This window comes from Actinokineospora baliensis, assembly GCF_016907695.1.
Taxonomy (GTDB): Bacteria; Actinomycetota; Actinomycetes; order Mycobacteriales; family Pseudonocardiaceae; genus Actinokineospora; species Actinokineospora baliensis.
The window spans coordinates 5,499,667-5,519,322 of the sequence record NZ_JAFBCK010000001.1 but is presented as its reverse complement, the minus strand read 5'-3'; the positions used below and the strand labels follow the sequence as shown (position 1 = coordinate 5,519,322).

The 19,656-nt window shown below is 69.4% G+C and carries 12 protein-coding genes and 1 pseudogene; 5 read left to right on the top strand and 8 right to left on the bottom strand.

Annotated elements, in window-relative coordinates; genetic code table 11:
- Positions 1-6,390: a golvesin C-terminal-like domain-containing protein gene (locus tag JOD54_RS24915; protein ID WP_204453660.1), complete on the bottom strand. Its 6,390-nt coding sequence runs from the start codon at positions 6,388-6,390 to the stop codon at positions 1-3.
- Positions 6,391-6,707: 317 nt separating this feature from the next.
- Here JOD54_RS24915 and JOD54_RS24910 point away from each other — a divergent pair, with 317 nt between their 5' ends.
- Entirely contained in the window at positions 6,708-7,505 is a 798-nt protein-coding gene (locus JOD54_RS24910) for a TIGR02569 family protein (RefSeq protein ID WP_307860260.1), read from the top strand.
- A 312-nt stretch (positions 7,506-7,817) separates the two neighbouring features.
- Here JOD54_RS24910 and JOD54_RS24905 read toward each other — a convergent pair.
- Positions 7,818-8,391: pseudogene (locus JOD54_RS24905) on the bottom strand (IS110 family transposase); the annotation flags it as partial.
- A gap of 87 nt (positions 8,392-8,478) precedes the next feature.
- The gene (locus JOD54_RS24900; RefSeq protein WP_204453656.1) at positions 8,479-9,657 is read right to left on the bottom strand and encodes a chymotrypsin family serine protease; all 1,179 of its coding nucleotides are present in this window, start codon (positions 9,655-9,657) and stop codon (positions 8,479-8,481) included.
- 362 nt (positions 9,658-10,019) lie between these two features.
- On the opposite strand from JOD54_RS24900, the gene JOD54_RS24895 reads away from it, so the two are divergent.
- Positions 10,020-10,568 (top strand): GNAT family N-acetyltransferase, encoded by a 549-nt coding sequence (locus tag JOD54_RS24895; RefSeq protein ID WP_204453654.1) that lies wholly within the window; start codon positions 10,020-10,022, stop codon positions 10,566-10,568.
- On the opposite strand, the gene JOD54_RS24890 is transcribed toward JOD54_RS24895, so the two are convergent.
- Together JOD54_RS24890 and JOD54_RS24885 are read right to left on the bottom strand one after the other, a co-directional pair.
- On the bottom strand, positions 10,565-11,023 hold the full coding sequence (locus tag JOD54_RS24890; RefSeq protein ID WP_204453651.1) for a hypothetical protein: 459 nt from the start codon (positions 11,021-11,023) through the stop codon (positions 10,565-10,567). The genes JOD54_RS24895 and JOD54_RS24890 overlap by 4 nt on opposite strands.
- Positions 11,024-11,316: 293 nt before the next feature.
- A complete protein-coding gene (locus JOD54_RS24885; protein WP_239573499.1) occupies positions 11,317-13,806 on the bottom strand; it encodes an SdrD B-like domain-containing protein in 2,490 nt (829 codons plus the stop codon).
- A gap of 345 nt (positions 13,807-14,151) precedes the next feature.
- On the opposite strand from JOD54_RS24885, the gene JOD54_RS24880 reads away from it, so the two are divergent.
- Positions 14,152-14,706, top strand: a complete 555-nt coding sequence (locus JOD54_RS24880) for a hypothetical protein (protein ID WP_307860259.1) — start codon at positions 14,152-14,154, stop codon at positions 14,704-14,706.
- Between the two features lie 62 nt (positions 14,707-14,768).
- On the opposite strand, the gene JOD54_RS24875 is transcribed toward JOD54_RS24880, so the two are convergent.
- Positions 14,769-16,088 carry a right-handed parallel beta-helix repeat-containing protein gene (locus tag JOD54_RS24875; protein ID WP_204453649.1) on the bottom strand — a complete coding sequence of 440 codons (1,320 nt, stop codon included), beginning with the start codon at positions 16,086-16,088 and terminating at the stop codon, positions 14,769-14,771.
- A gap of 63 nt (positions 16,089-16,151) precedes the next feature.
- Between JOD54_RS24875 and JOD54_RS24870 the strand changes: the two genes are divergently transcribed.
- Positions 16,152-17,279: a Dyp-type peroxidase gene (locus tag JOD54_RS24870; protein WP_307860258.1), complete on the top strand. Its 1,128-nt coding sequence runs from the start codon at positions 16,152-16,154 to the stop codon at positions 17,277-17,279.
- A gap of 1 nt (position 17,280) precedes the next feature.
- On the opposite strand, the gene JOD54_RS24865 is transcribed toward JOD54_RS24870, so the two are convergent.
- Positions 17,281-17,886 carry a TetR/AcrR family transcriptional regulator gene (locus JOD54_RS24865; RefSeq protein WP_307860257.1) on the bottom strand — a complete coding sequence of 202 codons (606 nt, stop codon included), beginning with the start codon at positions 17,884-17,886 and terminating at the stop codon, positions 17,281-17,283.
- Positions 17,887-17,972: 86 nt separating this feature from the next.
- Between JOD54_RS24865 and JOD54_RS24860 the strand changes: the two genes are divergently transcribed.
- On the top strand, positions 17,973-18,581 hold the full coding sequence (locus JOD54_RS24860) for a class I SAM-dependent methyltransferase (protein WP_204453645.1): 609 nt from the start codon (positions 17,973-17,975) through the stop codon (positions 18,579-18,581).
- Positions 18,582-18,858: 277 nt separating this feature from the next.
- On the opposite strand, the gene JOD54_RS24855 is transcribed toward JOD54_RS24860, so the two are convergent.
- A complete protein-coding gene (locus tag JOD54_RS24855; protein ID WP_239573498.1) occupies positions 18,859-19,581 on the bottom strand; it encodes an MFS transporter in 723 nt (240 codons plus the stop codon).
- Positions 19,582-19,656: the final 75 nt, after the last annotated feature.

Genomic DNA, 19,656 nt, shown 5'->3' with positions numbered 1-19,656 from the left:
TCATCCTCCGAGCGGTCGCGGTACCGACGGCCTGCTGGCCGTCACCAGGAACCTGCCGGCTGGGGAGTGCACCACCAGTTCGGACACGCCGGTGGCCCGCATCAGGGAGCCGAGACCCCCGTACCGGCCGCACGAGCGGCACAGGTCGCGGTCGACGTAGAGCGTGGCCCGCTCCCCGGTCGCGCCCGCGTTCTTGGCCTGCTGGAACGCGTGCCCCTCGGCGTGCGTCCTGGTCTGGGCGTTGACCTTCATGTCCACCGGCAGGTCGTGCGCGTTGCGGCCGTAGAAGCTCTGCCCGCCCACGTCGAGCCGGGCGGCGGTGTGCACGTCGTCGGCCGCGCCCGCCTTGGGCATGCCCTCCCTGGCGCGGTAGTCGGCGAGGTCCTTGAAGGGGTCGCAGCCGTCGTTGTGCACGACCACACCCGCGGCGCCCGCGTGGAAGGTGTGGATCCCGTCGACGGTCAGGTTGTGCACCCGCAGGTACGACGTCCACGTGCGGACGGCGGTGATCCGGGCCGTCTCGCCGCCGACGGAGACCTGGTCGCCGACCCGCAGCAGGCCCGCGGGCCGCCAGTCCTGCTCGCCCGCCACCCAGAACGGGTGCCCCGCGGTCGCCACCACCGTGCCGCCGCCGACGGTGAGCTCGACCAGGTCCTTGACGCCGAACCCGGTGATCACCTCCGTGACCGGCTCCGCCGCGCTGACCCCGGTCACCGGGTCGGTGGCCAGCACCAGCTCGCCCACGCGGACCCGCGAGATCGGCTTGCGGCTGCCGTCGGCCATCACCACCGGGGTGTCGCCCGCGAAGCTGTTGCCCTTGCACGAGGGCGCGGCGTCCTTCTTCGGTGTCGGCGGCGGGTCGGCCTTCGGCTTGGCCGCGGGCGGCGGGTCGGCGGCCTTCGCGGCGGGCGGCGGGTCGACCTTGCTCGCGGTCTTCGCCGCGTCCTTGACCTTGTCGCCCGCTTGGACCGCGTCGGCGCCCTTCTTGGCGTACTTGCCCGCCTTCACCGCCGAGGCCCCGTACCCGGCCAGCGGCACGGCCGAGGCGAACGACAGCGCCGCGTCGGCGTAGTTGCCCTCGGCGGCGTACCAGATGCCGTTGGCGACGTCGGCGATCTCCCCGACGCCCGGGATCAAGCCCGCCACGTCCAGCGCCGCGTGGCCGATGTCGCTGAAGGAGAGCCCGAACAGGTGTCCGTCGATCTCCACCGCGGAGATGGGGTTGCCGCCGCCGAAGCTGTAGCGGTTGGCGGTGAACGGGTTGGTGCTCAACCCGAGGTCGTCGAGGGCGCCGTTGTACAGGTCGAGGGTGAGGAACCGGTTCTGGCTCGGGCTGTAGTCGCGGAACCCCATGTCGTAGTTGCCCGACGACGAGTCGAACCGCTTGCTGTTGAACCGGTACGAGTTGGCGGGCTGCGCGCCCGGTTCCTGCGCGCCCGGCTTGTCCTCGCCCGAGAACCCGGCTTGGTCGTCCTGCCCGTAGGCGGTGTAGCCGTAGGTGGCGGTGGCGTCGCCGGACTCCCCGGACATCGACTCGACGTCCGAGTGCGGGTTGAAGGCGTAGTACTTGTCCTCCTTGCCGCCGTCGTCCTTGACGTTGATCTGCGAGAGCAGTTCGCCGTCGGGGGAGTACTGGTAGGACTTGCTGACCTTGTCGTTGAGCTTCTCGGTGAGCACCTGCTCGGACAGGCCGAGGTAGAGCAGCTCGACCTTCTTGTCCTTGGCGCCGCCACCGGTGCTGGTCTCCGACACGGTCCGGTCGAGCGGGTCGTAGGCGTACTTGGTGGTGCGTTGCGCGGCGCCGGAGCCCGCGCGGTGCTCGGCGGTGTGGTCGAAGCCGTCGTAGACGTACTTCTCCACCTGCCTGCCCGCCGAGCTGACCTTGCGCAACCTGCCCCAGGGGTCGTAGCCGTAGGTGGAGGTGGTCCCCGCGGTGGTCGCCGACAGCAGCCGGTCGCGGTCGTAGGCGTACTCCGTGGTCGTGCCGCCGACGGTCTGCTTGCTGACGTTGTTGTTGGCGTCGTGCTCGTAGGTCTCGGTCGAGGGCGAGTCGCCGGTCTTCTTGACCTCGCGCACCCGGTCGCGCGGGTCGAAGGTGTACCGGAAGTCGTTGTCCTTGACCGCCTTGCTGTCGGCGTCCTGCTTCTTCGCCACGTCGCGGGTGCGGTTCTTGTTGTCGTCGTACTCCAGCCGGTGCTCGTTGACGACCGCGCCGCCCGACTTGCGCTCCACCTGGTGCTTGGTCAGCCCGTCGAGGTAGTACTCGAAGTCGACGGTGTTGCCGTTGTGCTTGGTCTGCTTGGCCAGGTGCGCCCGCGCCGTGTAGGCGAAGGTGGTGGTCTTCTCCCTGGCGTCGTCGCCGGTCTGCCGGTTGACTGCCTTGGTCACCAGGTCCCTGGCGTCGTAGTCGTAGACGGCGACCTGGTCGTCGTGCTCGACCTTGGTGACGTTGCCGTTCTCGTTGAAGGAGAACGCGGTCTTGCGCTTGACCGCGCCCGACTCGCGCTCCTCGACGAGGTCGGCCCGGTTGAGCACGTCGTAGCGGATCGAGTACTCGTCGACCAGCGCCCCGGAGCTGTTGTCGCGCAACAGGACTTGGTTGTCGTTGGCGTCGTAGCGGTACTCGAACCGCTTCTCCTCGGCGTCGGTGTCGCCGCGGTTGTCCCGCACCAGCCGGACCGCGTCCGCGGTGACCGAGCCGGTCGCCGAGGTGCCGAGGGTGATCTTCTTGACCTCGTCCTCGGTGAACTCGTAGCTGCCCAGCGCGACCCACTCACCGGGGCGCTTGCTCTGGTCGACCGTCACCTCGGCGGTGCCGCCGTTGTGCTCGACGGTGTAGCGGGCGTCGTTCGCGGTGGCCCCGGTGTAGCGGACCGCCACCTCGTACGTGCCCGACGCGGGGATGTCGGCCTTCCAGGTGACCTTGTCGTCGCCCGAGCCCGCCGGGTGCGTGCGGTAGTCGAAACCCTCGTACTGGCCCTCGTCGGCTACGGTCGCCCACGTGCCGGTGACCTCGGTGTCGTCGTCGGAGTTGTCGACCACGACCACGTGCTGCCCGACCGGGACACCACCGTCGGAGCGGGTCTTCTTCTTGCCGTCGGGGTGGTAGGTCCACGACTGGACCCGCGCGGACCCGCCGCCCTCGCTGAGCCGGGTGCGGTTGGTCTGCTGGCCGATGGCGTTGTAGTCGTAGAGCGTGCTGATGCCCCACGCGTCCGTGGACGTGCGGGTCCAGTTGTTGTCGTAGTAGGTGTAGCGGGTCTTGTTGCGCGCCGACTGGCCCTTCGACGGCGGGGAACTGACCTCGGTGAGGTTGCCCAGCTCGTCGTAGGAGTTCAGGATCCGGTCGGCCTCGGGGACGGAGCTGTCGTCGCGGTCGAACGGCAGGACCTCTTCGGCGACCCGGTTGAGCTCGTCGTAGACCGTCGCGTGCACGAAGTCGTCGGGGTCGTCACCGGTCCGCACCCCGCGCGGGGTGGTGGTCTTGGTGCGGTTGCCGACCTGGTCGTACTCGTAGCGGGTGGTGAAGTAGACGTCCTTGTCGTGCGGCTCCTTGAGCTCGACGGGCAGTGATCGCTCGTCGTAGGTGGTCGTCGTGGCGTTGCCGTCCTCGTCGACGGTCTCCACCACGTTGCCGTCGGGGGAGTACTTGGTCTTGGTCGTCGCCCCCGTGGCGTCGGTGCTCTCGACGACCCGGTGGTTGAGGTCGTAGCGGTGCCGGATGGTGAAGTCGTCCGGGTCGGCGGTGGCGGTCTTGCGCCGGTCGGCCTCCTGGGTGGTGTTGCCCACCCGGTCGTAGCCGACGGTCATCCGCTTGCCCGCCGCGTCGGTGACCTCGACGACCTGGTCGACCTCGTCGTAGCGGAACGCGGTCACGTAGTCGTCCGGGTCGGGCGTGAGGGTGCCCTTGGGGTCGACCTGGCGGATCAGGTTGCCGACCGGGTCGTAGGTGAAGGTCGCCGTCTTGACCGGTGCGTCCGGTCCGTCGTCGCGGGGCGAGGTCACCGCGACCTGGCGGTCCAGGGCGTCGAACTGGGTGCTGGTGACCGCGCCGTTGGCGGCGACCAGCTTGACCACGTTGTCGTTGCCGTCGTAGACCGCGCCCGGCGTGGTGATGTAGGCGCCCGCCGCGGCGTCCTTGGGCACCCGGCTCGCCAGCGGTCGCCGGAACACGTCGTAGCCGAACGTGCTGGTGTGCCGCTTGGCGTCCAGTGTGGACACCACGTTGCCGACCTCGTCGTAGGCGAACAACGACGAGCAGTCGAGCGGGTCGGTGATCCGCCGCGGGTAGCCGCTGGCGTCGTAGTCGGCGTAGGTGGTCCGGTGGCCGTTGGCGTCGGTCGTGGTGGTGAGGTGCCCGAGCTCGTCGTAGGTGTAGCGGGAGGTGTAGTCGCCCTCGTCCGGGGTCGCGGTGCCCTTGGGGTCGGTGATCGACACCAGGTTGCCGCGCTCGTCATGGACGAACAACCAGCGGCGACCCTCCGGGGAACGGCGTTCCACCAGGTCGGCGACGTACCCGTCGAGCTCGGTGCGGTAGGTGAGCGCGGTGCCCGGGTAGCCCTGGGCGTGACTCTCGGCGTCGCGGATCTCCAGCGGGTAGCCGGTCTTGGGGTCGTACCGCCACGTGGTGGTGGCGCCGTTGTCCTCGCGGATCCGCACGACGTTGTTGTCGGCGTCCCAGGCGAGCTGGGTGGTCTCGCCCTTCGCATTGCTGATCCGCTCGACCCGGCCGTAGCCGTCGACGACGTAGTCTGTGCTGTGCCCGTTGGCGTCGGTGGTGCGGGAGGCGATCGCCGAACCCTTGTCGCCGTCGGGGTCGGCGTAGTCGAAGCCAAGCACCCCGCCTGCCCGGTCGACCGCTGCGCGCACGCGGCCCTTGCGCTCACGATCGCCGCGGTCGTAATACTGGACCTGGCTGGCGCCGCCGTTGGGGTCCACCACCCTGGCCAGCACGCCCGCGCTGTCGTGCAGGAACCCGTAGACCTTCGCGTCGGGGGTGCCCGCGCCGTCGACGAGCTCACGCAGCTGCCCGTTGTCGGTGTAGGCGAAGGTGACCACCCTGCCGGAGGCGTCGGTGATCGACCGGAGCTGGTTGAGCAGCGACAGGCCCGCCTTCTCGGTGGCGCGGCGGTCGCCGTGGAACACGGTGGCGTCGTCACCGGGGCGGTAGTAGTCGAGGGTGAGGGTGCGCCTGCCCGCCGCGTCGGTCAGGTGGGTGAGCAGCTTGCCGCCGCGGTTGCCGATGGCGCCCCGCTCGTAGTGGAACGTCATCTGGTTGCCGTTGCGGTCGACCGACGCGCTCTGGTAGCCCTCAGCGTCGAAGTACATCGAGGTCCGGTCGGGCCCGGTGAACACCCAGCGCTTGCTGTCGTCACGGCCGGGGTCGCGGCGCAGCAGGGTGTGGAACCCGGCGGGCGGGTCGTAGGTCCAGCGGGCCGTGTCACCGGTGTCGTGCTTGTTAAGCTCGAAGGTGTGCCCAGTGCCGTCGCCGTCGACGAGGGTGATCTTGCTGGGGTGTCCGGTGAGGATCGTCCCGAGTAGACCGTCGAACTGCAGCGGCGTGCCGAGGCGCTGCAGGGTCGATGCGGTCACCGACCAACCACGGCCCGCGTAGGAGTTCGAGGCGTCGAGGCTGTTGTAGGTGATCCTGGCGAAAGTGGACAGACCGCGGCTGGGGTTGTTGAGGATGTTGTGGCTCAGGACCGCGTTGCCGCTGTACTGGTTGACGCTGACCGCGGTGCCGCCGCCGGTGGCCGTGCCGGTGAACTGGAAGTACTTCTCCAGTCCGAGCTGGTCCGAGGTCGGGTTCTCCACCGTGGTGGGCTGGTCGAGCGTGGCGGGGCCACCGTTGTCCGACAGCCAGCGGCGGGTCTTGGTGTCGCGCAGGTCCCACCGCAACACCCACTGCTCGCGCGTGTTGCCGATGTCCGCCGCGATCGGGGCGACGACCGGAACCTCGATGGTCGCCGACTGTCCGGGTGTGAGGTCCGAGGGCAGCGGGGTCGCGGTCCGCCCGTCTTGGTCGCCAGGCGCCAGGGTCCAGTGGTAGGACAGAGCGAGGGAACCCTTGGTCCAAGTGGTTGTGGTGGTGTTGCTCAGCTCCACTTTGACCGGGTAGGTGTCACCCGGGATCATCCTCAGTGGAGTGTCCGGCGCGGTGTAGGTCGCAGCGGTCTTCTGTCGTGCGAAGGCGAACTGCCGCGGCGCGGGCGCTTCCGACCGGTCGACCGCCGGGGGTGGTGTCGCGGTCGTGGGGCACCGGGTGGACTTGCGCGTCGGCTCCACTTGGGCCGCCGCCGTCGGGGTGGGTGCGGCGTAGACAGGTTGCGCCGAGGCGGCCAACACCGCCGACACCGCGAGCACGCCGAAGAGAGCTGTTGTCCTGGCCATGGCCCCTGAACCTGGTCCGCGCCGCCCGCGACCGCGGGTGATGGCACTGTCGTGTGTGGACGCCGCTTGACTGCGCGGCGCACCTGGGTCGACCGTGCGTGAACTCGATGGTGCGCGGAACCGACAGCGCCTGTGCGCGTCCCTTCGGGTCGGAGAGCCCGATCCCCCGCGCCGCCAGACTACTCGTCGATCATGTACTGAAAATGCCCCGATCGAGTGAGATCGTCACGAAACGCGTCGGTGGCGGTGAACGGCCAGTGCGCCGCGGCGGAAAAGGCGCTCGCGGTGATGATCATCCGACAGTACGGTTTCGCGTCGTGACCTCGCAGGCCGACGCGCCACCGGACTCCGTACTCGCCGCGTTCGGCGTGCGCGACGACCCGCTCCCGCTCGACGGCGGCAAGGGGGGCACGTGGCGCGCGGGCGGCGTGATCCTCAAACCGGTCGAGTTCCCGGCCGAAACGCTGTGGCGCGCCGAGGTGCTGCACGGTCTCGCCGAATCGCCCGACTTCCGGATCGCCCGCCCGCTGCGGACGATCACGGGGCACTGGATCCACGACGGGTGGGAAGCGGGTCGTTTCGTCGAAGGCGAACCGGACGTCACCCGCACGGACGACGAGGTGCGCGCCGGGATCGCCTTCCACGCCGCGATCTCCCACCTGCCCCGTCCCGCGTTCCTCGACCACCGCACCGACCCCTGGTCCCACGGCGACCGGGTCGCCTGGCAGGAGTCATCCCACCAGCCATCCCCACCCGCCGCGCGCCTACTCGCCCCCCTGATCGCCGCCCGCCGACCGATAACCCTTACCCCCCAACTGATCCACGGTGACCTCCCGGGCAACGTCCTCTTCGCCCCAGGTCAGCCTCCAGCCATCATCGACTGGCCCCCGTACTGGCGCCCAGCCCCTTGGGCCGCCGCAATAGCCGTCGCCGACGCCCTCTGCTGGTACGACGCCGACCCCGTCCTGCTGACCCGCTGGGCGCACCTCCCCGAGTGGCCGCAACTGCTCCTGCGCGCCCTGATCTACCGCGTGGTCACCCACGACCAGGCTTGCACCAGCTGGACCCCGGACCACCTGGCCGCCTACGAACCCGTGATCCCCCTCGTGACCTGACCCACCCGACATGCCCCCGCTCACTCGATCGCCCAGTCCGCTGGCTACCCGCAGACACCGACAAAGCCCCCTGGGGCCCAAGCCGCTGCCACTGCCCCGCGCGCCACCGCAGCCCCCACCCTCACCGGGGGTCCCTATGGGGTTGTCAAGTCGCGGCCAGGGCGGGAACAGGCTCAGGTGGCCTGTAGTAGGTCTTGTTGCGGAGCATGGCGAACAGGACGTCGCAGCGGCGGCGGGCCAGCTGCTGGTGACCGGGGCGATGCCTGCCTAGGCGGCCAGGTGGGCCGAGGAGGCGAAGCTGGAGACGTCGCCGATCTCCAGCAGGATCCGGGCGGCGGTCCTGACCCCGATGCCGGGCATCGAGGTCAGGACCCCGGCGAGAGGGTGCGCATCGAGTATCCCTTCGACCTCGGCGTCGACCTGTTTGCGTTGTTGGAGCACGGTTTTCAGGCTGTCGGCCAGGCGGGGCAGCACGGTGTCGGCTGCTGCGGTGCCTGGGACGGTGACCGCCTGTTCGTCCATCGCTGTCAGGATCGCGGTGACGATGAACGCGTCCTTGGCGTCGGTCTTCGCCCGCCCGGGATAGAGGTCGGCGATGCGTCGCATGGCCAAGCCGGGGAGGTAGGCGACCTGGTGGCCTGCGGCGCGGGCGACCGCGACCGGCAGCGCCGATCGTCGCGGGTTGATCGACCACCACCAGCAGCGCGCCATGCTTGGCGAGCTTGTCGAACAGCGTGCGCAGCTTGGTCTCGCTGCTGGGCAGTGGCCCGTCGTGCAGTCGCTTGCCTGCCGCGTCCAAGCCGACAGCGTGGTGGTTGCCCTTGCCCACGTCCAGGCCCGGTGACACCACCCCCGGATCATGAGTGCGACTGGGGGCGTAAGTCATGCCGGACCGGGCGGTCGCTCGTTGTCGACCAACGTGGTGAGATGACCGGGTCCCGCGGGCACTGCTCGCGGGACCCGGCGTGCGGGACTAGGACGGGTTCAGCTTGATGGCGAAGTCGTTGAAGATGGACCAGACGTCGACCCAGCCGAGGCCGCCGGAGCAGACCTTGCTGGCGTCGCAGCCGGAGCCGACGCTGATGATGCCGTTGAGCTGTCGGGAGTTGGGGTCGTTGATGTAGATCACCGGGCCGCCGCTGTCGCCGCCGCGGCCGACGACGCCGCCGTTGTGGGGGACGCCCCAGCTGCCGCGGACGGTGGTGCCGTTGGCCGACCAGCTCGCGGTGCCCGCCTGGGTGGTCCGGATGTTGCAGATCACCTTCGAGTTGTAGCCGAGCTGGCAGGTGAAGTCGCCGACGGCCACGTTGCGCACGCCGTTGAGGTAGCGGGTGTAGCCGGTCGCGTCGGTGCCGTCCCAGGTGTAGCGGTTGGTCCGGGTCTCGATGAACGCCGAGTCGATGGCGGGGCGGGTGTACTTGACCTGGCCGATGAAGTTGCCGCCCGCGGTGTAGACGTTGGCGCCGACGCCGTAGCAGTGGGCCGCGGTGACCAGCCATTGGCGGCCGTCCCACGTGCTGATGGCCGGGATGCCGCTGGTGCAGTACGACTGCCCACCGGACCCGGGGCCGAGCGCCGCACCCGCGTAGAACGGCGCGGTGTCGTTCCAGCGGGTCAGCAGCTTGGTCGTGGGGGCCTGGCTGACGCGGATCTCCGGTGCGCCCGCCGCGCCGCGCTGCCGTGCGACCGCTGTGGAGGCGAAGTGCGCCCGCGCCGCCTCAGGCTTGTCCACCGCGAGTTCCACGGTGCCGCCGTCGACCGAACTGCCCGCCAGCACGACCGAGAAGCCCAGGTCGGAGCGGCTGGAGACGTCGAGGAGGTCCTGCCTGACCTGCTGCCAGGTCCGTTTGCCCGGCACGATGGTGATCAGCCGGGTGTCCACCTTCGGGTCGAGCTTGCCCACCGCGGCGATGAAGTCCCGCCCCTGCCGCACGTCGGTGAGGTAGACGTTGATCTTCCGGTAGTCGGCGGCCATCTCGACCTGCGTGTAGATGTCCGACCTGGCCCCTTGGCCCACCTTGGCCACCGCGTCGGCCGCCACCCGCAGCGGCTCAAGCAGCTTGCCCTGCTGCTCCGGCGTCATCGACGCGACGACATCGGCCGTGAGCGCGCGCGGACCCGCGGCCTGCGCCGAGACCCCTGCGATCGGCAATACGACAAAAGCCCCCGCGATCGCAAGGGTCCTTCGTAACGCGTGTTTCATTGGCACCCCTAGTTTCGTAGCCACAACTTTCAGAAAGTCCCGACACCGACCGGCCTAATGGCCGGCCCCAGTACGTCTCGCTTGTCGACGGACACGAACGCTACGAACATCCCCATAACCGTGACGATCATGGGTCTACGAATCTAGCACCCTTGTCGGCGATTACGGCGGTGTTTCCGAAAGTCAAAGCCCGCCGTGAAATCAGCGGAACTCAGGTGGTGATTCCCTGTCGGGATGAGTGTCGACGCGAAACAGTGGATGGTCCAGGCGTCTATGCGCGACGACCGCCCGGTCGTGGGAGAGTTGCCACCATGACCGGTGCGGGTGACGGGATCACGCTGGAGACGGCGCGCTTGCTGCTGCGGCCCTGGCGGGTCGCGGAGGCCGCCGTCCAGCGCGAGCTGTGGATCGAACGCGACCCCCGGGTGCCAGCCCACCGCCGCATCGGCGCCGACGGGCGCCCCACCGTCGCCGATCTCGAGGACGCCATCCGCGCCAACCGGCCGAGCTCCCTCGGGCTCCTGGCCATCGAGGTGAAGACCACGGGCGTCGTCGTCGGCTATTGCGGCCTTATCGACAACACCTATGGCGCTCCGGAGGAACCGGAGATCGCATTCGAACTCCTGCGCCGATTCTGGCGCCAAGGATTCGCGACCGAGGCATCGTTGGCGGTCGTCGATTGGGCGAAATCATCCGGCTACCCGCGCCTATGGGCCACGGTCCGCGAGTGGAACACCGCTTCTCGACGTGTACTGGCCAAGGCCGGATTCACCGAAACCGACAGGGTGGAAGTGGACGACGTCCACGGGAACTCCCTGTTCACCACACTGCGCCTGATCGCCGACGAACAAGCGGGCTAGGCGTCCAGAACGCGCCACGGCTTGGGGAACCACACCCAGCGGGTACCGGTGTGGACGAGGCCGTCGTAGGCCATACCGGTGTCGGAGCCGGGCTTGACGTACTTCCACCGGTACAGCGTCAGCCCGGGCTTGAGGTGCGGGGCGACCTTGGCGTAGCCGCCGGGGAACTGCGCCGCCTCACCGGAGTTGGCCTTGAGGTCCTCGCTCGAGGCCGACCAGACCTTGGATTCGGTTTGCTCCGGCTTGGCCACCGCGCCGATCTCCGCGGTGGACGCGCCGTAGAAGGCTTCGGCTTTCCTGGCGAACTCCGCTTCGAACACGGTGTCGAAGTCGGCGCTGGTCGGGGCGAGGGACTTCACCAACGCGGCCGGATCGGTACTGGTGCGCAGGTCCTCCACGAGCTTCGCCGCACCGTCCTGGCCCGCTGGGTACGCGGCGGCAGCGGCCGTGCTCACCGGGGCCGCGCTACCGGCGGGAGTGCCACCAGCAGGTGCGCCACTGTCCGAAGTCGACGAGCACGCGCCGACTAACGACAGCACGGCAACGGTGCAAACAGCGGCGATCCGCATAGCGGGCGTCCTCCTCGGTGGTGGCCCGCGCGGGGCTCCTCGATACCGCTGAGCACCCTAGCGGCAAGCACCGACCGGTCGGGGTACGGCACGCGTTCCCGGCGTCCGTGTGACGGACAACGCTATCGCCGTGGGCCTGCGGTGTGCCCGCCCGCCGAAACGGGCGGGCACACCACAGGTCAGTCCCGGTTCGCTCGGCGCCTGCGGCCCGCGTAGACGAGCACCGCGCCCGCTCCGAGGACCAGTACGCCCAGCCCGACCAGCCACGGGATGCCCGAGACTCCCGTTTCAGCCAAAGGCGGACGTGAGCCGCTCGGTGCCGGGGGAGCGGGAGCGGCGGTGGTGGTCGAGGTGGTTGTGGGCGGGACCGTCGTTGTCGTCGTCGGGGGTGGGGGGATGTAGACGCCCGCGTCGATGGTGTGGTCCACCTCGCCGGGGTTGTCGGGGGCCGTGACGGGGCCGGATCCGTTGCAGAGCTGGCCGGAGGTGGGTGGTGTCACGTTGGAGTCGTGGACGCGGTCGGTGCCGACCAGGGGGAGGGTGAAGCGGAGGTCGGTGGCGGGTGGGCGGTTGGGGACCTTGTCGGTGTTCGCGGTGCAGACGTTGAACTGGACCGTGTACTTGGCTCCCCGGGTGAGCTCGTAGGACGCGCCCACGCCGCCGAAGTAGTACTCGCCCGCCGCGTCGGTCTTGGTCGTGGCGACCTGTTTCCCGGTGGAGTCCAGCAGGTTGATCGTCGCGCCAGGTAGCCGGACGTCGGCCGGGTCCTGGATGCCGTTGTGGTCACCGTCGAACCACACCAGGTTGCCGATCTGGACGGGCGCGTTCGCCGCCTGGTAGGCGATCGCGCCGAGGCCACCCGCCTTGCCGAACCCGTTCTGGTTCGGGCCGACGAACTCGTAGGCGTTGGCGTTCGCGTTGTTGCCAGGCCCCTGACCTGTGGTGATGTCGTAGTAGCCGGTCCCGCCGGTGATGACGCGGGTCGTCGGGTCCATCTGCGTGCTGACCACCCACTGCTGCTGCGGGATGTACGCGACAGCGCCCTGCGCGGACTCCTGGTGCGGACCGCGCGTTGCAGGCCCTTGCGGGGCGAAGTAGTCGCCGGAGAAGTACTCGACCACGCCCGCGCTCTGCTGGCCGTCGTTGGTGGTGGCCGCGTGATCCGGACAGGCCCCGGTGCCTTCCCACGAGTACCCGCCAGCGGGGTTGGCGCAAGCCATGTTGATGTCGCCGCCGGAGAACCCGTTCTGGGCGGAGTTGTTGCCCGGTCGGGGATCCAACCCACCCCAGGCCACGACGTCCATGAACCGGTCGCGGAAACCGAGGATCATCGACCCGTCGCGGGCGAAAGCCAGGCTGGCCAACTGCGGCTGCGGGTCGATCATCGCGCCGCCGCCGTTCACGTCGTGCTTGCCCCAGGTGGACAGTGCGGTGTTCCAGGGGTTCCAGTGGTTGCCCTGAGCGCTGCCGGTCGCGTTGACGAGGATCTCGCCGCGTTCGAAGTCGAGGACCTGGGTCAGCACCGTGGTGAACTGGCTACCGTTGTAGACGTAGACCACGGCCTTGAGGTCCGAGCGGCTCTGCGTGCTCTCCGCACTGCACACCCCGCCGACGTAGAGCTTGTTGTCGTGAACGGACACGGAGAACGGTCGCCAGTCAGTGGCCGCGGCGCAGCCGGGGTCGGGGATCGGCACCGTGGCCTCAGGAGAGGCGGCGGTCGCACCCGTCGCGTCGAAGCTGACCAGCGCCCGCGTCAGCAGGTTCACCGCGTACAGCGTGGAACCGTCCTCCGACAGCGCCAAGCCGCCGATGCTCTCCTTCGTGGGCGCTTCGGTGAACCCGGCGTCCTTGACCAGGTTGGCGGTGTCGTGGGCGGTCACCGCGGCGCCGGGCACCGTGGCGAACAGCGTCGGTGCGCTGCTGCCGTCTGCGGGCACCGTGTGGATGGCGTTGCCACCGTCAGGTCCGTAGAGGGTGTGCCGCCGGGCGAAGGCGCTCTGGAACAACCGCTTGCGGTTCTTGTCGTACGCCAAGCCGAAGGTCGTGCCCACCTGCGCCTGGGTGGCGAGGACCGTCGGGCAGCCGACCGTGTCGGGACACGTGCCCCGCGTGGTCGTCCCGAACGCCACCAGTGCCCTGGTGTCGGTCCCGACGCCTCCACTGTGGACTGGGACGAAGTACCGGTTGTCCGGGAGGGTGTAGTCGCTGGCGTTCCATACCCCGGTGACCACGGAGTCGGCCTTGCCGTTCGCGACGTCGACGAAGGTGGTGAAGCTGTCGAAGTGGTTGGCCGCCGTGGAGGCGGGCGCGGCGCGTAAGTAGTCGCTGTAAGGCGCCGGAATCTTCACGTCGACCCGGTAGTGCCCGCCCGCCAGCACGGTCGACGGCGGGACCACGACCTTGCCGGTGGCGTCCGTGGTTCCGGTGACCTGGTGGCCCTCGGGATCGGAGACCTGGACGGCGATGCCCCGCTGCGGCACGTCCATCGTCGCGTTGATGATCCCGGTGCCGAAGAAGTCTCGTAATACCTGGACCGTCAGGGTACCGTCGGCCGCGTCCGCCGCGGCGACACCGGCGGGCGTGCCGATCATCGCGCTCGGCACGAGCACCGCGGCGGCCAACCCGGCCCGCACCCGCCCGCCCGTGGATCGCCAGGTTGTCCGGCTCATCGCCGTCCCCTCGTGGAAGTCGTCAAGAACCGCAACAGACAACCAGAACCGCGGCTCGCTGGGTGCTGGCGACCGGGTGAATCGAGGGGGTGAACCGCGGCACCGTTAAGATCACCCCGCGTGCGGGACATTCGAGCTCGACAACGCCCTTCGCGGCGTTCGTGGACAGCGCGACGCCGAATGGTGGTCGCCGCCGCTGTGGTGACCGCCGCGGCCATCGGTGTTGCCACCTTCTTGGTCGTCGGTTCCCCTGCGGCACCAACAGGTCCGCGTCCCCTGACGGCCGAGGAAGCGAATCGTTTGGCGACCACGCGGTTTCTCAACTACCAGGCGGGCGGTCGCGCCGTGACCATCACGGTGCCGACCACCTCGGGTGGCTTGGTGATCACCGGGTCGGTCGACTACCGCGCCCATCTGGGCTACGCGGTGGTGCGCGGAATCGGCCGCGACGCGTCCAGCGATGGGCTGATCCAGTGGAACACCAGCGCTGTGTTCGTCCACCCGATGGCCGATCCCCCCACGCGCCCGCCGGACACCCCTCCCGCGACCGGCTGGCACAGCCGCCCGCTGACCAGCTCGGGCAGTGCGCTCGACAGCGCACTGCTGATCACCCTCGGCCTGGGCAACGACCGCCCGGACAACGCGGAACTGTTGCCGCAGAACGGGGCCACCTGGTTGCGCGGCGAGCAGGTGCGCGGCCACCAGGTGGACGTCATGGCCGGGCCTGCGGCCCGCGGCAAAGCGGACACAGCAGGCAACGTCCGCTACTGGGTCGACGCGGACAGCACCCTGCACCGGGTAGAGGCTGACGTTGCATCAGAACCGCGACCGGTGGCGATCGACCTGGACCCGCGATATGTACCGGTACAGCCCGTACCCGGTATGGCCACCGGGCGGTAAGCGATTGGTCGGATCGCGGCCAGTGCGGTCAGCCATGCGGGCTGGCTGGCGTGCGCTATTGCTCAGGTGGTGTGAATCAGCGCGTAGTCGGCCAGCAGGGAAGCCGCAGGCAGTGGGATGTTGGCCGGGTTCGGCAGTTCCGGGAACTCCGGGACGACTGTTGGCCCGGCGGTGGTGGCGTTGGGGAACTGCGGCTGAGCCGGGGGTGCTGCCACGTCGGTGAAGGGGATTCCCGGTGGGGGCTTCGGGCGGGTCCAGGTGGCCGAGGGTGATGCGCCCGTGGCGGGGCAAGCGGCGGATACCGCCAGGTCGGCGGGTGCTGTGGTCGTGATGTCGTTGCCCTGGAGGCAGTTCCCTTCGCCTCGGGTCGCGGTGGGGAAGGTCCAGCCGGCGTCGAGGGTGTTGGTGGTGAAGGTGTTGGCCACGACCTGGTTGCCGTTGGCCGGGATGTCCGAGGTCGCGGTGATCACCAGGCCCGCAGTCACGTTGTCGGCGATCCTGTTGCGCACGAACAGGTTGCTGCTGCCGCCGTCGACGCCGATTCCGATGCCCCAGCCACCGTCGGCCTGTTCCGGTGTCGGGGTTTGCTGGTTGCCCGCCACCAGGTTGCCCGCGATGGTGGCGTCCTGTTGGGGGAGCAGCTTCTCCTGGTGGTCAGAGCTGGTGGTGAGCCCGACTCGGTTTCCGGCGAAGCGGTTGCCGACGACGTACATCTCGCCGCTGGCGTTGGTGCCCTCGTAGCCGACCGCGTTCAGTTCGGCGATGTTGTCCCGAACGACGATCCGGCAGGGTTTGCACTGTCCCACGTAGATTCCCGAGTCGGGGGAGCCCGAGGCGTACGAGTGCTCGATGACGCCGTTCTGGGCGGAGAACGCGTAGATCCCGTACAGCCCGTTGCGGGTGGCGGTCACGTGGGAGACCAGGAACGACTTCAGGAAGGCGACCGGTTCGTCTCCGGTGTCGTAGCCGCCTTGACCAGGAGAGCCAGCCGCCGCTGTGGCGGAACCGGTGACCAGGACGCCGTTCTGCGTGTTGTTCCGCACGGTGAGGTTCTGCACCGCCACCCCCGACGCGGTGACCACGATCCCGTTGGGTCGCCGCAGCTGCCCGTCGATGACAACCCCGTCGCGGGACTCGCCGCGCAGGGTGACCCGTTCCGTGTCGACCTTGACCGACTCGTGGTACACCCCGGGCGCGACCAGCACGAGATCTCCTGGCTGCGCAAGAGAAACACCGGCGGCGATGGTCGGGGCGTCGGCTGGAACCCGGATCGTCACCTGGGTGCCTGGCGGTCGCGAGCCTGTGCCCGGCCCGCTGTCCTCCGAGCCGCAGCTCGCGAGAGCGAGTACCGCCAAGACCGCGGCAAGACCTCGACGACGCATGGGCGTAGTGTGGCACGGACGCCGGATTCGTCGACCGCAGGGCGAATGTGGCACCCTCCACCGGTGGTCCCACCGTCACGTCGCGCGTTCTTCGGCGCCACAGCAACAGTTCTCGCCGCGGGAGCGGCTGCCGCGTGCGAATCGAAGCCGCTGCCGGGAATCGACACGTCGGTTGTTCCGGTACCGCCGACCGGGCGTTTTCAGGCCGGGATCATCACCCCTTCGGAGGCTCAAACCACCCTGCTGGCCGTGGTGGTGGACCTCGCTGACGGAGCCGACATCCGTTCCTTGCTCGTGGAACTCGGAGACACGATCCGCGCACTCACCGCGGGGACCGATGCGCGACTTCTCGGCTCGGCGCCTGGTGATCTCACCGTGACGATCGGCATCGGGCCCCGACTGGTCCGCGTGGTCGACCCCGCACTACCTGGTGCGACGGACCTTCCGGAGTTCGCGGGCGAGCAGATCGAGCCGAACGACCGCGGCGGCGACCTGCTCGTGCAGATCTGCGCCACGGACGTGATGATCCCGCCGATCGCCGCCGCCGCGTTGCTGGGCCAAGCGGGTGATCGTGTGCGGGAACGCTGGCGCCAGAACGGATTTCGCGGCACGACCACCGCGGTGGATCAAGGCCGCACCGCGCCGCGAAACCTCTTCGGCTTCGCGGACGGGATCGTCGGACCGCACACCTCCGCGCAGCAAGAGCAGGACCTGTGGTTGCCAGGACCGTCGCCGGTCGCGGACGGAACCATCGCCGTGATCCGGCGGATGAGCCTGGACCTGCCGCGATTCGCTGCCCTGCCGGTCTCGGCGCAGGAAGCGGTTTTCGGTCGCCGCCGCCAGACGGGTGACCCGCTCTCCGGCGGCACCATCGCTTCCGACCCGGACCTCAACGCGAAAACCCCGGACGGCCGCTACCGGATCCCCGCGGACGCCCACGTCCGCCGCGCTCACCCGACGGCCGTCGGCGCCGGTCTGATGCTGCGCCGCTCCTACAGCACCGGCGAACCCGGGCCGGGACTGCTGTTCATCAGCTTCCAGAACGACATCCAGACCTTCACCAAGACCCTCACCCACATGACCAACGGCGACGCCCTGCTGTCGTTCACCACTACCACGGCCAGCGCGACCTTCCTGGTCCTCCCCGGCTTCGACGACGCACATCCGTTGGGGAGCACGGTCTTCGGGTAGGTCAGGGCGCGATCAGGAACTCAAGCGTGGCGTTCGAGACCTTGGCTTCGATGGTGTCCGGGTCACTCGCGGTGCTGCGGCGGAAGCGCTGAGCCGCCAGGAGGGAAAGCAGCCACCACGCGGCTGCCTCGGCGTCGAGGTCGGGACGCAGGTCGCCGTCGGCTTGACCACGGTGCAGCAGGGCGGTCAACGCCGCGGCGAACCGGCGGGTGGAGTCGCGGGCGGCGACCTCGATCGCGGGTTCACCGGTGACCGCGGCCGCGTCGGCGAAGATCGCGCCGATGCTGCCCGCGCCGTGGATGTCGACGAGGTGACCGGGGTCGAGCAGGCCGCGCAGCAGGTCGGGAACGGGTGTCGAGGCCGCCGTCATCGCGACCAGCACAGCGCAGACCTGGTCGGCGGCCCGGTCGATGACGGCGGCGAACAGGGTCGCCTTGGTGCCGAAGTTCTGGAACACCACCGGCTCGCTGACGCCGACCCGGCGCGCGACCTCGGACGCCTTGCCCGCCCGGTAGCCGACCTCGGCGAACAACGCCGCGGCGACGTCCAGGATGGACGCGCGGCGGTCCTCGGCGGACATCCTGGTCCGCTTGGCCTGCTCGGTCACCGGCTGATCGTAGCCGACCTTGCCCTCGGACTTAGTTATGACTAAGTTAGGCGCCAGTTCTTAGTCGCAACTAAGTTGGGGGTCGGATGAAGCTGTCCCACGACTCGGGTGTGCTGCGGCACGCCAGGGCGTACGAGGCGTTGTCTTCGCTGGTGTTCGCGGGAAGTCGACGCCGGACCTACGGCAGGCTGGTGGCGCTGGCCGGGATCCGTCGAGCGGACCTGGTGGTCGACATCGGCTGCGGCCCCGGCTACCTGGCCGAGCAAGCCGCCCTGGTCGCCGCTCGGGTGATCGGCGTCGACCCCTCGGTGGAGATGATCGCCCAAGCCCAGCGCCGCCGCGGCGGTCCGAACCGGGAGTTCGAGGTAGGCCGCGCCGAGGCGCTCTCGATGGCCAACAACACCGTCGACGTGGTCGTGTCCGCCCTCGCCGTGCACCACATCCCACCCGCCGTCCGCGAGACGGCTTTCACCGAGATGCACCGCATCCTGAAACCAGGCGGCCGCCTCCTCCTCGCCGACTTCCGCCCCCCTCGCAACCGCACACTCCGCCACCTCGTCGCCGCCACAGCAGGCACGGCCATGAGCGAGAACCCGGTAGACCGCATAGCACCGATGGCGGCCGCCGCGGGCTTCGAGAACTGCATAACCCACGAGGTCGGCTTCCTGCACTGCGTGCAAGCGAACAAGCCATAACCCGCCTCAATCACCACAAGCGTCGACGTGGCTACCCACAACCCCTCTGAGTATCCACAGCCGGGATCGCCGCTCCCAATTCCGCTGCCTTGCCTGGAAGGATCGATTCGGGGGCTGCTCAGCCCGGTCGGTCATGCCCCGGCTGGCGGTCAGTCCCTGGCAGGGACGCGCGGAACCCGTCTTCCCAAGCTTGTCCACAACGCCGCTGTGCGCCCACAGTCGGGATCGCCGCCCCCGCCCCCTCTGCCAAGCCTGGAAGGATTGATTCGGGGGCTGCTCAGCTCGCTTGACCGGCGGTCGGCCAGTGGCGGTGGGCGCGGTCGATGAGGTAGCGGTGGTTGTGCCGCCATCCATCGGTTGCCTGGGTGGCGTCGGCCAGGTGCGGGTCGTCTTCGGGCAGGTTGGCGTGGGTGTGCTCGACCTCGTCGCCGTGTCGCCATGTGCGGATGGCGAACACGAGTCCGCCGATCGCGACCGCGGCCAGGCAAGCCAGGGTCGCTGCGGGGGACAGGACGCTGCCGAGCAGGCCTGCCAGCAGGTAGGTGACCAGCCATTCGGCGTGGGAGAGGGCGTATTGCGCGGCGAACAGCGCGGGCAGACCGCTCGGTGCGGCGGAAGCGCGGATCACCCGGCCGACCGGGGTGAGCACCGCCGAGTACGCCACGCCCAGCGCGACAGCACCCAGCTCCCGGTCACATCGCTGACGCGACGACCTGCCACACCGGGTCACCCACGGCAGCACCAGCACCACCGCACAGCGCACGAGATCCAACCCAACCAGCAAGGTTCGCCGCGGCAGCCGGTCAGCCAGCGCGGCAGCGACCGGAGCGACCACCACATTAGCCACCATCTTGACCGCCAGGATCCCACCCAGCACGGCCCCAGCACCTACCCCGGCCAGGTCATACGCCAACAACCCAAGGGCGACGGTGGTCAGGCCCGTCCCGAACAGCGCTACCACCTGTGCGACGAACAGCCGCCTATAGGTGCGATCGCCCAACGCCGCGATGGTGCCCCCTTCTTCGCCAGGACCATAGGGGCCCACATAGGCTCGCGTCGACGGTGCTACAGCCAA